Here is a 14,492-nt window from a genome sequence, read left to right as displayed (position 1 = left end):
GTGGGCTTCTCCCGCGAATCGACCCTGGCCGCCGTCCTCGACCACGCGGAGGCGGGCGACGTCGTGCGCCGCTTCGTCCCGGGTGTCGTCAACTCGCCGCTGCTGGTGCAGCTGCGCTCCGCGCCCGTCGGGCTGGTCGTCGGGATGGATCCGCTGCTGAAGGCGGATCCCGAGCGAGAGGCCTCGTTCTGGGCAGCGCTCGACGCGGTCGACGACTCCGGGGTCGCGGCGCCGCGTCCGGAGCGGGTGGCCGTGCTGCCGCGCACGGACTACGAGGGCGAGGACGTGGCTGTCGCGTCCGCGGTGGTGCGACCGGTCGCTCCGGGCACCGTGTGGGCGCCGGCCGAGGTCGTCGTCGACGGGCCCTCGCACGGCAATCCGTTCGTGGACGTCGAGTTCTCGGCGGAGTTCTCGCTCGGCGACGAGACGGTGCGGGCCGGTGGCTTCTACGACGGCGACGGGGTGTACCGGGTCCGGTTCCTGCCTCCTGCCGCCGGGGTCTGGAGCGTGACCACAGCCTCCACCGCGCGCTCGCTCGACGGGCTCACCGCCTCCGTGACCGTCGAGGCCGCCCTGCCCGGCGCGCACGGGCCGGTGCGGGTCGCCGACACCTTCCACTTCGCGCACGAGGACGGCACCCGGCACCTGCCGCTCGGCACGACCGCCTACGCCTGGACGCACCAGAGCGAGGCGCTGCAGGAGGCGACCCTCGCGACGCTCGCGGACGCGCCGTTCACCAAGGTGCGGCACTGCGTCTTCCCGAAGGCCTACCTGTACAACACGAACGAGCCGGAGCTGTACCCGTTCGAGCGCGACGGCGACGGCTGGGACTTCGACCGGCCGGTGCCCGCGTTCTTCCGCCGGCTGGAGGAGCGGGTCGCGGATCTCGACGCGCTCGGCATCCAGGCCGACGTGATCCTCTTCCACGCCTACGACCGCTGGGGCTTCTCGGACATGGGCCGCGCGGCCGACGACCTCGTCACGCGTTACGTGGTCCGGCGCCTGGCCGCCTCGCCGAACGTCTGGTGGTCGCTCGCCAACGAGTACGACCTGCTCTGGTCGAAGAGCGTCGACGACTGGGAGCGCCTCGCCGCGCTCGTCGTCGCCGAGGACCCGGTGGGCCACCTGCTCTCGATCCACAACTGCTTCGGCTTCTACGACTACTCCCGGCCGTGGATCACGCACGCGAGCGTGCAGCGGATCGACGTGTACCGCACCGCCGAGAACACCGACGCCTGGCGCGAGCAGTGGGGCAAGCCGGTCGTGATCGACGAGTGCGCCTACGAGGGCGACATCGACCAGGGCTGGGGCAACATCACCGGTGAGGAGATGGTCCGGCGCTTCTGGGAGGGGGCGGTCCGCGGCGGCTACGTCGGCCACGGCGAGACGTACCTCAACGACCGCGAGGAGCTGTGGTGGTCGAAGGGCGGCGAGCTCGTCGGCGACAGCCCGGCGCGGATCGCCTTCCTGCGGCGCATCACCGCCGAGATGCCGGACGGGCGGATCGACCCGCTGCCCTCGGACTGGGACGCGCCCTGGGGCGGGGGCGGCGGCGTGCAGCTGGTCTACTTCGGCTTCAACCGGCCGCGGTTCCGGCAGATCGTGCGCGACCCCTCCGACTCCTGGATCGTGGAGGTGATCGACACCTGGGGGATGACGGTCTCGCGGGTGCCGGGGGTGTTCTCCGGGTCGTTCCGGGTGGAGCTGCCGGCGCGGCAGTTCATGGCCGTGCGGCTGACGCGGGTGGTGTCGTGAGCGGGGGCGCTGGCGGCGCCGTCGGCGGGGTCGCGGGCGGGGTGCCGCCGCGGGTGCGGGTGATCTCGGACAACGACTACTCCGGCGACCCGGACGGGCTGGTGCAGCTCGCGCAGCACGCGCTGTCGGAGTCGGTCGAGCTGGCGCTGGTCGTCGGCTCGCGGCTGCGGCCGGGCGACCCGTTCGATCCCTCCGACCGGACCGCGGACAACGCGGCCGCGGCGGCGCGCGAGGTGCTCGCGCTCTGCGGGCGCCCGGACGTGCCGGTGGTGGCGGGGTCGAACGCTCCGGATGCCGATGTGTCGGAGGCGGCGCGTGCGATCGTGGCGGAGGCGCTGCGGGACGACCCGCGGCCGCTGTACCTCTGCGCGGGCGCCGGCCTGACGGAGGTGGCGGCTGCGCTGCGCCTCGAGCCGTCGATCGCCGCCAGGATGACCCTGGTCTGGATCGGCGGACCCGAGCACCCGGGCCTGGCCGTCCCTCCGCCCGGCGCGATGCTGATCGAGTACAACCTGCTGATCGACGTGCCCGCCGCCGCCGAGGTCTTCGCGTCCTCGCTGCCGATCGAGCAGTTCCCGCGCGACGCCTACCGGCAGCCGCTGGCCTCCGTCGCCGAGCTGCGCGTGCGGATGCGCACCGCCGGCGAGCTCGGCCGGCACCTCTTCGACGCCCTCGACGGCGTCTTCCGGATGGGCGCCGCGCACGGCCTCAGCTTCGGCGAGACCTACGCCCTCGGTGACAGCCCGCTCGTCCTCGCGACCGCCCTGCTCTCCGCCTTCGAGCCCGACGCCTCCTCCAGCCGCACGGCGCGGGTCCCCCGCCCCTCGATCACCCCCGACGGCCAGTACGGCCCCCGCACCGGCGACGGCCCGGACCTCCGCGTCTACACCCACCTCGACACCCGCCTCCTCCTCGAGGACCTCTACGCGAAGCTCGCCCTCCGCGCCGTGGAGGCCTGACCGCGGGTGCGCGCTGCCGCCCGCGCAGCCGCGCTCCCCTGCTGGCCGAGTAGCCGCGAAGCGGCACCCCATGCTGGTCGAGTAGCCGCGCAGCGGCGTATCGAGACCCACGCCCGCCAGCGCGCTGGCCCCATGCCCCCGCCCGTGCCACGCCGGATCTACTTGGAAGAGACGCCCGCAGTCATGCTGGTCGAGTAGCCCCGCAGGGGCGTATCGAGACCCACCACCGCATGGAGGCCGGTCTCTTCCCCGCCCTGCGCTGGCGCCGAAGGCGCCCCCTCCGCTCGATACGCCCTCTCCGAGGGCTACTCGATCAACAAGAAGCGCCGCCGCGCGGGTCGCCGGGCGACGAGAGCATGCTGATCCAAGCGCCGCGCAGCGGCACCCCCGTGCTGATGGAAGAGCCGCGCAGCGGCACCCCCATGCTGGTCGAGTAGCCGCGCAGCGGCGTATCGAGACCCGCGCTCACCAGCGCGCCGGCGCAGGTCTCCGGCTGATCCGGCGCGCGGTTCGGCACCTTCTGCGGTTCTGAGCCTGCGGGACCAGCAGAAAGTGTCGAATCGGGACGACCGGCGCCCGCGATCCGGCGCGAACGGTCGTGCGCCGGCGCGGAGGACGACCGTTCGTGACGGATGGGCGGGGGGCCTCGCGGGTCAGTGCTGCGGGTCGCCGCCGAGCTGGCCGATGGGGGGCAGCGGGCCGCCGTCGTCGGCGCCGGTGCGGCGCCAGCGGGCGACGGCGTTGCCGAGGTGGTAGATCACGAGGGCCGCGGCCGCGCCGAGGACGATGCCGCCGAGCTCGAAGCCGCCGGAGCTGAAGGAGAAGCCGGCGATCGCGATGACGAGGGAGACGGCGGCCGTGTACTGGTTCACCGGGCGGGAGAAGTCGACGCGGTTGTCGATCCAGATCTTGATGCCGATCACGCCGATGAGGCCGTAGAGCGCGGTGGTCGCACCGCCCAGGACCCCCGCGGGGATCGAGTTGAAGACGGCGCCGACCTTGGGCGAGAGGCTGAGCAGCACGGCGGTGACGCCGGCCACCCAGTAGGCGGCGGTGGAGTAGACGCGGGTCGCGGCCATCACGCCGATGTTCTCGCCGTAGGTGGTGGTGCCCGAGCCGCCGAACGCGCCGGAGACGGTGGTCGCGATGCCGTCCGCGATCAGGGCGCGGCCGGTGTGCTGGTTGACCGAGGAGTCGGTCATCGTGGCGACGCCGCGGACGTGGCCGACGTTCTCGGCGATGAGCACGAGCACGACGGGCAGGAACATCGCGATGCCGGACCACGTGGATCCGGACGCGAAGTCGGGGAAGCTGAACGGCGGCAGGCCGACCCAGGCGGCGTCGGCGACGGCGGAGTAGTCGATCTCCTGGCGGATCAGCGCGACGACGTACCCGATGACGACGCCGACGAAGATCGAGACGCGGCCGAGGAAGCCGCGGAAGAAGACGCTGCCGAGGATGATCGCGGCGAGCGTGACCGTCGCGGTGACCGGCGCCTGCTGGAAGCTCGACCAGGCGGTCGGGGCGAGGTTGAAGCCGATCAGCGCCACGATGGCGCCGGAGACGACCGGGGGCATCAGGCGGTCGATCCAGCCGAGGCCGGCGAACTGCACGACGAAGCCGACGAGCGCGAGCAGCACGCCGACGGCGACGACTCCGGCGAGCGCCGATCCCGTCCCGCCGACCGCCGTCGCCGCGGTGACCGGGGCGATGAAGGCGAAGCTCGAGCCGAGGTAGCTGGGCAGCTTGTTGCGGGTGATCAGGAGGAACAGCAGCGTGCCGACGCCGGAGAAGAGAAGGGTCGTGGCGACGGGGAAGCCGGTGAGCACGGGCACGAGGAAGGTCGCGCCGAACATGGCGACGACGTGCTGGATCCCGATCGCGACGGTCGCGGGCCAGTTGAGCCGCTCGGCGGGGCCGACGACGGCTCCGGGCGCGACGGTGCGGCCGTCGCCGTGCAGGGACCAGATGGGCATGGGGCTCCTCGGCGGGAAGGGGGATGGGGGCGCTTCAGAGTAGCGAGGCGGCGGGCGGGCGGCGGCGGGCGGGCGGGCGGCGGCGGGCGGGCTGGCGGCGGCGGCCTGGCGGACCCCCGGCACGCGGAATCGGCTCCGGCACGCGGGAACCCCGCAGAACCACGAGCCGGAACCGGAATCGCGAGCCGAAGTTGGGCGGGGCGGCCGCTGGCGGACCTCCGGCTCGCGGAATCGGCTCCGGCACGCAGGAACCCCGCAGAACCACGAGCCCGAACCGGAATCGCGAGCCGGAGTTGGGCGGGGCGGCCGCTGGCGGACCTCCGGCTCGCGGAACCGGCTCCGGCACGCAGGAACCCCGCAGAACCACGAGCCCGAACGGGAATCGCGAGCCGAAGGTACTCGGCGCGGACGAAGGAGCACCCCCGGCACGCGGCAACGGCTCCGGCACGCGGGAACCCCGCAGAACCACGAGCCGAAGCCGGAACCGCGAGCCGAAGGTACTCGGCGCGGACGAAGGAGCACCTCCGGCACGCGGGAACCACTCCGGCACGCGGGAACTCCGCAGAACCACGTGCCGGAGCCGGAACCGCGAGCCGGAGGTGCGCCGAGCGGGCGGCGCCGCCCTCGCCGTGACGCAGCCGGGAGCCGGGTCGGCGCGCCGGTGAAAGAACGGCGGGCGTGCCGGACAGGAGGGAGCATGAGGCACATGCCAGCTCCCCTCGCGGGTCCCGACCGCTTCGCCGCGCTCGCCGGCGTGGTCGCCGACCCCGTCCGCCGCTACCTCTGGCGCCGCACCGACGAGGCCACGGCCGACGACGTGCTCGCCGCCACCCTCGCCGTGCTCTGGCGCCGCGTCGCCGACGTGCCGGAGGACGACCCGATCGCCTGGTCGATCGGCGTCGCCCGGCTGCAGCTGCAGAACGCGCGCCGGATGCAGCGGCGCCAGGTCCTGCTCACGCACCGCATCGCCGTCGTCGACCCGCCGCAGGAGGTGCGCGACCCGGACGGGCCGTCCGCCACCGACGACGCCGTGCGCTTCGTGCTCTCGCGGCTGCGCGAGTCCGACGCCGAGCTGCTGCGGCTCTGGTCGTGGGAGGAGCTCGACGCCCGCGGGATCGGCGAGGTCCTCGGGATCACGCCGAACGCCGCCTCGATCCGGCTGCACCGCGCCCGCCAGCGCTTCGCGGAGCTCTACGAGAGCCGCGCCGCCCAGGACCCGACGACCTCAGAAGGAGGAGCACGATGACCGCGATCGAGGACTCGGAGCTGCGCCGGCTGGTGCGCTCGACCGACCCGGCGGAGGGGCTCGCCCCGCTCACCCGCGCGCAGCTCGCCGAGCACCGGGAGCGGGCGATGGGCGGGCAGGCGACGGGCGGGCAGGCGTCGGGCGGGCAGGCGCTGAGCGGGCAGGCGACGGGCGGGCCGGGCACCGAGCCCGCCCCCCACGACTCCGACCCCGCCGCCGTCCGCCGCCGCCGCTCCCCCTGGCTGATCGTCGGGGTCGGCGCGCTCGCGGTGGGCGCCGCCGCATCGCTCCTGCTCCCCTTCGCCCTCGGCGTCACCACCGGCGGATCCGCCTCCGCGCTGCGGCTGCCCGCGACCGGTGGGCCGATGGACATGTGCGCCCCCGTCACCGCCGAGGCGCTCGCGCCGTCGCAGCTCGCCTTCCGCGCCGAGGTCGCCTCGATCGACGACGGCACCGTCATCCTGCGCGTGATCGACCGGTTCGCCGGCGACGTCGGCGACGCGGTGACGGTCACCCAGTCGGCGGAGTCGGCCGTCGACGGCGCCCCGATCGTCTTCGAGCGCGGCGTCGACTACCTGATCGCCGCCGACGGCGACACGATCCTCACCTGCGGGCTGAGCGCGGCCGACTCCCCCGAGCTGACGAGCCTGTACCGGGAGGCGTTCGCGCAGCGGTAGTCGCGGACCTCAGGCGGTAGCCGCGGGCCTCAGGCGAAGAGCCCGAGCACCCACCCGAGCACCAGCGGGCCGAACGCCACGGCGAGCACCCCGAGCCCCAGCACGAAGCCGACGAGGCTGACTCGTGCGCCGCGGAGCGTCTCGTCCGCGCGCAGCCGGTCGCGCGCACCGAGCGCGAGCACGATCGCGACGACGGCGAGCGCCGACGCGAGCAGCGGGACGCCGACCAGCAGCGCGCCGAGCACCGCGGCGCCCGCGCTCGCGAGCGCCCTGGAGTCGACCGGTCGCGGAGTCGTGCGCGTCTGCTCGGTCATCTCTCGAGCCTGACACAGAGCGGCGGACCGGGGCGAGCCCCCGCCCGGTCGCACGCGCACCCCCTCCGTGGCAAGGGGCTCTGCAAACGCCCGGAGCGCGGCGGAGGGTGGGAGCACCGACGATCCTTCTGGAGGCAATGGTGTACTTCCACGTCCAGCGACTCATCACCGACATCGAGCAGGACGAGCCGGATCCGGCCGCCGCGAACGCGCTGCAGGAGGGCCTTGGCGGGCAGTCCGGCGAGAGGCGCACGATGACGCAGTACCTCTTCCAGGCGATGAACTTCCGCACCGACCTCTCGGCGATCGAGCAGGCCCCCGAGGGCGTGCCGTCGACGATCGCGCCGGAGCGCTTCGAGGAGTTCTCGCCCGGGCTGGACCCCGAGCTGCTGAAGCTCATCCAGACCACCGCCGAGATGGAGCTGGACGAGATCACCTCGTTCTACGGCCCCACCGCGAAGTAATACGACCCCTCCGGTCCCGCGCGGTCGCTTCCGCGCGGGACCGGTCCGTTCCCAGGAGACAGGCCCATGCCGACCTTCCGATTCCTCGAACCCCACCGCGTCGCGGGTGTCCCGCTGCGCGAGCTCATCGACGGACTCGCGCTGATCGGCGACGGCGACGTCCTGATCCGCAGCGTCACCCTCGCGCACCGCGAGATCTCCCCCGGCGCGCTCTTCGCCGCGCTGCCCGGCCGGCGCCGCCACGGGGCGGACTTCGCCGACGAGGCCGCGGCGGCCGGAGCGGTCGCCGTGCTCACCGACGAGGCCGGACTCGCGGCCGCGCGGGCGAGCGGCCTGCCGGTGCTGGTGTCCGCGGATCCCCGGGCCGACCTCGGCGCGATCGCGGCCCGCGTCTACGGCACCGATCGCGACCGGCCGCAGCTGCTCGGCGTCACCGGCACCAACGGCAAGACCAGCACCGTGCACCTGCTCGACGCGGCGCTGCGCCGGCTCGGCGTGCCCTCCGGCCTCAGCTCGACCGCCGATCGCCGCAGCCGCGACACCGTCGTCGCCAGCCGGCTCACCTCGCCCGAAGCGCCCGAGCTGCATGCGCTCCTCGCCCGGATGCGCGAGGACGGCGTCGAGTCCGCCGCGATCGAGGTCAGCGCGCAGGCCCTCATCCGCTCGCGGGTCGACGGCCTCGTCTTCGACGTCGCGGGCTTCACCAACCTCAGCCACGACCACCTGGACGACTTCGGCGACCTCGGCAGCTACCTCCGGGCCAAGCAGCGGCTCTTCCGCCCCGACCGCAGCCGGCGCGGCGTCGTCGTGGTCGACACTCCGGAGGGGCGGACGGTCGCCGCGGAGGCGGAGGTCCCGGTCGTCACCGTCGGCTCCACCGCCGAGGCGGACTGGCACGTGGACGTCCTCGCGCTGAGCGCCGACGCGACCCGCTTCCGCCTGACCGCGCCCGACGGCTGGGCCTTCACCACCTCCGTCCCGCTGATCGGCCGACACATGGCCTCGAACGCGGCGCTGGCGCTGGTGATGCTCGTGACGGCCGGGCACGACCGCGACGCGCTCGCCCGGGCTGTCGCCGACGGCATCGACGTCGCCGTTCCCGGCCGCACCCTGCTCGTCTCCGGCGAGGCCGGCCCGCGCCTCTACGTCGACTTCTCGCACACCCCCGACTCCGTCGCCCGCACCGTCGACGCCCTCCGCGAGGTCACGCCGGGCCGGGTGCTGGTGATCCTCGGCGCGGACGGCGACCGCGACCCGAGCAAGCGCGCGCCGATGGGCCGCGCCGCCGCCGAGCGCGCGGACCTGCTGATCGTGACCGACCACCACCCGCGCTTCGAGGACCCGGCCCGGATCCGCCGCGCCCTCCTCGACGGCGCCCGCGACGGTCGCTGCGAGGTGCAGGAGATCGCCGAGCCCGCGCAGGCCGTGCGCGCCGCCGTCGGCCGGGCCGGGGCGGACGACTCGATCCTCTGGGTCGGCCCCGGCGACACCGACTACCGCGTGGTGCTGGATCAGGACCTTCCGTACTCGCCGCGCGCCGATGCGGCGCTCGCCCTGGCGGAGGCGGGCTGGGCGGTCTGAGCCGCCGGCTCCCGCGGCCCCGTGCTTGACTGGCCGGGTCGTCGCGATCGGAGGGGGTGCAGGTGTTCTCCTCCCTCCCCGTGCGCCGTGTGCAGAAGCACCCGTCCGCGCTCGAGTCCGTCGTCTGGCCCGCGACCCTGCCGCCGGTGCGCCAGGTGCTCGACGAGGGCTGGGACCTCGGCCCCGTCTCGGTGGTCACCGGTGAGAACGGCTCCGGCAAGTCGACGCTGCTCGAGGCGATCGCGCTCGCCTACGGGCTGAACGCCGAGGGCGGCTCGACCGGCGCGATGCACTCGACCCGCGTCTCGGAGTCCGACCTCTCCCAGCAGCTGCAGCTCGTGCGCGGGGCGGGCGCCTCGAAGCGCGGCTTCTTCCTCCGCGCGGAGACGATGCACGGCTTCTTCACCTACCTCGAGGACATCGGCCTCGGCGACGCGGACTACCACGAGCGCTCCCACGGCGAGTCGTTCCTCGACATCGTCGTGAACCGCTCCCGGATCCGCGGGCTGTGGCTGCTCGACGAGCCGGAGTCGGCGCTCTCGGTCTCGGGCTGCCTCGCGCTGATCGGGCAGCTGCGGTCGCTGGTCGCGGGCGGCTCGCAGGTGATCCTGTCCACGCACTCACCGGTGCTGGCGGCGCTGCCGGGCGCGGACCTCTACGAGCTCGGCGAGTGGGGCCTCCGCCGCGCGGAGTACGACGATCTGGACCTCGTGCGCACCTGGCGCGGCTTCCTCGGCGACCCGCAGCGGTACCTCCGGCACCTGGACTGAGTGCGGCGCCGCACAACATCAGCTGAGAAGGGTGGGCCTCCTCTGTGGGGGGAGGGACCCCCGTCTCAGCTGATGTTGTGCGGGGCTCACCGGCAGTCCGGCGCCGTCAGGCCGTTGAAGGCGAAGCTCTCGCCGGGATGGGCGGGCCGGATCGACGTGCGCAGGTGCTCGAACGCGGCACGCGTCGTCGCGCCCGCTCCGGGCGTCGCCGCGCACTGCAGCGACGACGAGGCGAAGGAGTCGACGACCGGGCCGGAGCCGTCGGCCGCCTCCGCCGCGATCTCGGCCCCGATCGCGTAGCCGCTCCCCCGGTCGGTCAGCGCCGTCATCGTGCCGAGCACCCGCGGCCAGACGACGGAGTCGCGGAGCGAGCGCGGAGCGGCTGTTCCGGGTGCGCCGGTCAACGCGACGTTCAGCACCGCGCCGTTCAGGTGGACCGTCGAGTCCCGCACCCCCGAGAAGGAGCCGTCGATCTCGCGGGCGAGGCGCACGATCTCGTCGGCCGGGCGCCCCTCCTGCACGCGGATCACGGCGGCGCCGCGGGAGTCGGTCGCCGGCTGCTCGATCGTCCAGTCGAGGTCGCCCTCCGTGAGGGCGGAGCGCTGCTCGAGGAGGAGATCGAGCGCGTCGAGTGCGGTCGCCGCACTGGTCGGGGCGAGGACGATCGCGAGGACGGGGTAGGACTCGACCGTCCGCACCGAGAGGCTCCCGTCGATGCCGCGGCGCAGGGCGTCCCAGGCCTCGACCGGTGCCGTGCGCTCCCGCGGATCCGCGATCGACAGAACGTCGTCGCCGACCCGCAGCACCAGCTCGCTCGAGCGCCGCCCCGCCGGAGCCGCGCCCAGCGCGGCGTCGATCGCCTCGGACGCCGTGGCCGCGACGGCGACGAGGCGCTCCGCCGGGCAGTCCTCGCGGGCGGTGACCTCGACGTCGAAGACCGCCTGCTCCCCTCGCACGAGGAGCGGCGCCGGCCGCCAGTCCGCCCTCGCGCTCTCGACGCAGTCGTCGGCCGACAGCGCCAGCTCGAGTCCCTCCGCCGGCCCCGTGCCCGTCGCGACGATCGCGACCGTCAGAAGTACCGCCGCGCCCGTGAGCGCTCGTCCCCGTCGTCCCACGCCGTTCCCCCGCCTTCACTTGCTGCCCTGCAATGACGGTGACAGTATCGAATTTCGATAGGAAACGCACGTTCTTCGATATGCTCGCCTCTCGACACGCACCCCTCACGACCCAGGAGCCCCGCATGCCCCGACCCGTCCTCCTCGCGCTCCGCACCCTCCTGCTCGTGCTGCTGCTCGGCTGCCTGCTCGTGCAGCTCGCCGTCGGCCCGGTCGCCCGCGAGGCGCTCGACGGCGGGCCGGTCGACGCGGTCCTCGTCGCGGTCGTGGTCGCCGGGCTGCTCTGCGTCGAGGCCGTGCTGATCGCGGTCTGGCGGCTGCTCAGCCTGGTCCGCGACGACACGCTCTTCGCCGGCGACCACCGCTCCGACCTCTGGGTCGACCTCGCGATCGGCGCCTTCGTCTCCGGCGCGGTCCTCGCCGTCATCGGCGCCGTCGCCTCGCTCGTCGCGGTGCCCGCGCCCGTCACCGCCCTCGCCTTCGGTCTCGTCGCCGTGGCGAGCGCGACCACCGCGCTGATCGTCGTGGTGATGCGGCGCCTCCTGCACCTCGCCGTGGCGCAGCGCAGCGAGCTCGCCGAGGTCGTCTGATGGCGATCGTCCTGCACCTCGACGTCGAGCTCGCCAAGCGCAAGATGTCGGTGACCGACCTGGCCGCCGCGGTCGGCATCACCACCGCGAACATCTCGATCCTCAAGAACGGCCGCGCCAAGGCCGTCCGCTTCTCCACCCTCGACGCGATCTGCGCGGTCCTCGACTGCCAGCCCGGCGACATCCTGAGCCATGTGCCCGATGAAGAGAACAGCCCCGACGAGGAGGGGAACGATGCCGAACTCGTCGGAAGCGGTGCCGACGGCTGATCGAAGACTCCCCGCGGGCGAGCGGGTCGTGGCGGCGGGAGTCGTGCAGCTGGTGGTCGTCGTCGCCCTCGGCGTCCTCGGGCCGATCGCGCCGACCTACGGGCTGCTCGGCGCCGACCGGGGGGAGGCGCTGTGGTGGGGCACGATCGTCCTCGGCGACGTCGTGCCGACGATCCTCGGGATCGAGCTGGTCCTGCTCGCGAGCGGCTGCCTCACCGTTCTCGTCGGCATCTGCCTGCCGTGGACGCAGCGGACTCCATCGACGACCCGGAGCGTCGTCTCGGGCGTGGCCGGTCTGGCCCTGGCGATCTGCGTCGTGTGCTCCGTCTTCTTCTCGCTCGTCTTCGCTTTCAGCGCCTACCAGGTGCTCCCCGGCGCGAGCGACTCGGGCTGCCGCCTCGTCGTGCGGGAGTCCGCGTTCCTCCTCCTGGGCGACGGCGCGATCGGCCTGCTCCGTCCGGGGTCGGCGGTCGTCCAGTGGCAGGAGGACTACTCCGCGGACGACGGCCACACGCCGTTCAGCACGGACGACTACGAGCTGCGCTGGAGCGGGGACGTGGCGCAGCTGCGGCTGGGGATGAAGCGGATCCAGCCCGTGTGGCTCGAGGGCGACGGCCTGCTCGACTGCTCCCGCTGAGAGCGCTCCCTCCGCACCCCGCGAAGGGGGACATCGGGCGTGCTCGATCGTCTCCGTGCCGAAACAGCCGCGCAACATCCTGCTCCGAGACTGGGGAGGCTCCAAGCCCCCTCCCACTCGATCCGAAGGTTGTCGCTTGTCCACCACCCCCTCGTTCCGGAGGGTCGTCCGACTCTCCGCCGCCACCGCCCTGTGCACCGGACTCGCACTCGGCACCGCCCTCGCCGCCCCCGCGGCGCTCGGCGCGACCACTCCCCCCGTCGACGCGGCCGCCCCCGCGGTCGTCGACCTGAGCATCACCGACGCCCTGGCGCTGCTGCAGTCCGGCGCGACGACGTCCGTCGCCCTGACCCAGCGCTACCTCGACCGCATCGCGGCCTACGACGACCCCTACGGCGACCAGCCCGGACTCGCCGCCGTCATCCTGGCCAACCCGGACGCGCTCGCCACTGCGGCCGAGCTCGACGCCGAGCGCGCGGCCGGCACGATCCGCGGGCCGCTGCACGGCATCCCGATCCTGGTGAAGGACAACTACGCCACGTTCGACATGCCCACCACCGCGGGCAGCGCCTCCCTGCACACGTACCAGACGAAGCTCGACTCGACGGCCGTGCAGCGCCTGCGCGACGCCGGCGCGATCATCCTCGCGAAGACCAACATGGCGGAGTTCGCCTGGCACGGCACCTACACGCTCAGCTCCGAGCGCGGCCGGACGAACAACCCGTACAACCAGGCGAACAGCGCCAGCGGCTCGAGCGGAGGCACCGGCGCGGCCGTCGCCGCCGGCTACGCCCCCGCGGGCCTCGGCACCGACACCTGCGGCTCGATCGTCGGACCGAGCGCGCACCAGAGCCTCGTCGGCTACCGGCCGACCATGGGCCTGACCAGCGTCACGGGCATCGTCCCGCTGTCGCCGCGCCAGGACGTCTCAGGCCCGATGACCACGACCGTCACCGACGCGGCCCTGCTGATGGAGGTGCTGGCGGGCTACGACCCGACCGACCCGCTGACCGTCATCGCGGACCAGCAGGACAGCTCGACCTACGTCGAGGGACTCAGCGACACCGCGCTCGAGGGCAAGCGCATCGGCTACGTGCGCTGGGACTACGAGGAGGACCCCGCCCGCCCGGGCCTCGCCGAGACCACCGGTCTCGTCGACCAGGCCGTCCGCGACCTGGCCGCCCAGGGCGCCGAGATCGTGCCGGTGCCGACCTTCACCCGTGAGTTCGTGTCGGAGACGCTCGTCAGCGGCGGCTACCTCGACATGCGCCCGAGCATCGACGCGTTCTTCGCGGACACCGACGCGACCTGGCCCGAGGGCCTCGCCGGACTGACGGAGCCGGCCGACGAGCTGACCTTCTCGGACGTGATGGCGGACGGGAAGACCTCGCTGCTGCCCGGCGACGTCGACTTCTTCAACAGCAATGCGGACATCCCGAACCCCGCCTACAACGCGGCGATCGCGGCTCAGGACGCGGGCAAGCTGGCGATGGACAAGTTCTTCCTCGACAACGACCTCGACGCCCTGGCCATGCCGACCAGCGCGACGGCGGCGACCCCCGACTGGGCGGGCACGACGTTCTGCGACGTCGGCGCGAACACCGGCGTCCCGACGGTCTCGCTGCCCGCGGGCTTCACCTCGACCGGGACCGCCGCCGGCCTCGAGCTGGCCGCCCCGCGCAGCCAGGACGCGGCACTGCTCGCGATGTCGTACGACTACGAGCAGGCGACGCTGAACCGCGTCGCACCGGCGTCGACCCCGGAGCTGGCCGCCGCGCCGACCCCGGAGCCGACGGCCTCGCCCACCGCGCCGCCGGTCGAGCCGACTGTGGCGCCGACCGTGGTACCCACCGTCGCGCCGACCGCGACGGCCGGTCCCGTCGCTCCGGCGCCGACCGCGACGCCCAAGCCCACGGCGAAGCCCGGTGCGTCGCTCGCACACACCGGCGCCGAGGGCACGACCGGGCTGGCCGCGCTGGCCTTCGCCCTGATCGCCGGCGGCGCGGGCGCACTCGCGCTCACCGCGGCGCGCAGGCGCACCGCCCAGAAGTAACCACCGCACGGCAGGCGGGGTCGGCGGAGTCCCGCCGGCCCCGCTTCCGCGTCTCGGCCGCGCAACATCAGCTGAGAGCGCGTCTC

General features: G+C 73.9%; 14 protein-coding genes and 1 pseudogene. 11 read left to right on the top strand and 4 right to left on the bottom strand.

All coding sequences use genetic code 11. The annotated features are described in order from the left end of the window. Together EDF36_RS09330 and EDF36_RS09325 are read left to right on the top strand one after the other, a co-directional pair. Window positions 1-1,755, top strand: a complete 1,755-nt coding sequence (locus EDF36_RS09330; protein WP_185020426.1) for a DUF5605 domain-containing protein — start codon at window positions 1-3, stop codon at window positions 1,753-1,755. Further along, window positions 1,752-2,714, top strand: coding sequence for a nucleoside hydrolase (locus EDF36_RS09325; RefSeq protein ID WP_221181631.1), 963 nt, complete (start codon window positions 1,752-1,754; stop codon window positions 2,712-2,714). The genes EDF36_RS09330 and EDF36_RS09325 overlap by 4 nt, the downstream gene beginning before the upstream one ends. Window positions 2,715-3,027: 313 nt before the next feature. On the opposite strand, the gene EDF36_RS20900 is transcribed toward EDF36_RS09325, so the two are convergent. Together EDF36_RS20900 and EDF36_RS09320 are read right to left on the bottom strand one after the other, a co-directional pair. Next, window positions 3,028-3,231 (bottom strand): hypothetical protein, encoded by a 204-nt coding sequence (locus tag EDF36_RS20900; RefSeq protein ID WP_148060011.1) that lies wholly within the window; start codon window positions 3,229-3,231, stop codon window positions 3,028-3,030. 136 nt (window positions 3,232-3,367) lie between these two features. After that, the gene (locus tag EDF36_RS09320) at window positions 3,368-4,690 is read right to left on the bottom strand and encodes a uracil-xanthine permease family protein (RefSeq protein ID WP_123446681.1); all 1,323 of its coding nucleotides are present in this window, start codon (window positions 4,688-4,690) and stop codon (window positions 3,368-3,370) included. 706 nt (window positions 4,691-5,396) lie between these two features. Between EDF36_RS09320 and EDF36_RS09315 the strand changes: the two genes are divergently transcribed. Further along, window positions 5,397-5,936 (top strand): RNA polymerase sigma factor, encoded by a 540-nt coding sequence (locus EDF36_RS09315; protein WP_123446682.1) that lies wholly within the window; start codon window positions 5,397-5,399, stop codon window positions 5,934-5,936. After that, window positions 5,933-6,613 carry a hypothetical protein gene (locus EDF36_RS21245; RefSeq protein WP_185020425.1) on the top strand — a complete coding sequence of 227 codons (681 nt, stop codon included), beginning with the start codon at window positions 5,933-5,935 and terminating at the stop codon, window positions 6,611-6,613. Before EDF36_RS09315 ends, EDF36_RS21245 begins: the two co-directional genes overlap by 4 nt. 29 nt (window positions 6,614-6,642) lie before the next feature. Here EDF36_RS21245 and EDF36_RS09300 read toward each other — a convergent pair whose 3' ends face one another. Beyond that, entirely contained in the window at window positions 6,643-6,927 is a 285-nt protein-coding gene (locus EDF36_RS09300; RefSeq protein ID WP_123732773.1) for a hypothetical protein, read from the bottom strand. A gap of 140 nt (window positions 6,928-7,067) precedes the next feature. Between EDF36_RS09300 and EDF36_RS21240 the strand changes: the two are divergent. The 3 genes and pseudogenes from EDF36_RS21240 to EDF36_RS09285 form a co-directional block, all read left to right on the top strand. Continuing rightward, a pseudogene (locus EDF36_RS21240) lies at window positions 7,068-7,217 on the top strand (manganese catalase family protein); the annotation flags it as partial. Window positions 7,218-7,457: 240 nt separating this feature from the next. Then, on the top strand, window positions 7,458-8,972 hold the full coding sequence (locus tag EDF36_RS09290; RefSeq protein WP_123732772.1) for a Mur ligase family protein: 1,515 nt from the start codon (window positions 7,458-7,460) through the stop codon (window positions 8,970-8,972). Between the two features lie 56 nt (window positions 8,973-9,028). Then, window positions 9,029-9,742, top strand: a complete 714-nt coding sequence (locus EDF36_RS09285) for an AAA family ATPase (protein ID WP_260300643.1) — start codon at window positions 9,029-9,031, stop codon at window positions 9,740-9,742. Window positions 9,743-9,828: 86 nt separating this feature from the next. On the opposite strand, the gene EDF36_RS09280 is transcribed toward EDF36_RS09285, so the two are convergent. Then, a complete protein-coding gene (locus EDF36_RS09280) occupies window positions 9,829-10,857 on the bottom strand; it encodes a hypothetical protein (RefSeq protein WP_123732771.1) in 1,029 nt (342 codons plus the stop codon). Between the two features lie 125 nt (window positions 10,858-10,982). Between EDF36_RS09280 and EDF36_RS09275 the strand changes: the two genes are divergently transcribed. From EDF36_RS09275 to EDF36_RS09260, 4 genes are all read left to right on the top strand, one after another. After that, a complete protein-coding gene (locus tag EDF36_RS09275) occupies window positions 10,983-11,447 on the top strand; it encodes a DUF2975 domain-containing protein (RefSeq protein ID WP_185020424.1) in 465 nt (154 codons plus the stop codon). Further along, entirely contained in the window at window positions 11,447-11,716 is a 270-nt protein-coding gene (locus tag EDF36_RS09270) for a helix-turn-helix transcriptional regulator (RefSeq protein WP_123732769.1), read from the top strand. The genes EDF36_RS09275 and EDF36_RS09270 overlap by 1 nt, the downstream gene beginning before the upstream one ends. Then, window positions 11,682-12,353 (top strand): hypothetical protein, encoded by a 672-nt coding sequence (locus EDF36_RS09265; RefSeq protein ID WP_148060010.1) that lies wholly within the window; start codon window positions 11,682-11,684, stop codon window positions 12,351-12,353. Before EDF36_RS09270 ends, EDF36_RS09265 begins: the two co-directional genes overlap by 35 nt. Window positions 12,354-12,489: 136 nt before the next feature. Further along, window positions 12,490-14,406 (top strand): amidase, encoded by a 1,917-nt coding sequence (locus tag EDF36_RS09260; protein ID WP_123732767.1) that lies wholly within the window; start codon window positions 12,490-12,492, stop codon window positions 14,404-14,406. Window positions 14,407-14,492: the final 86 nt, after the last annotated feature.

The organism is Rathayibacter sp. PhB152, from assembly GCF_003751395.1.
Taxonomy (GTDB): Bacteria; Actinomycetota; Actinomycetes; order Actinomycetales; family Microbacteriaceae; genus Rathayibacter; species Rathayibacter festucae.
This window is presented reverse-complemented; position numbering and strand designations above follow the sequence as displayed.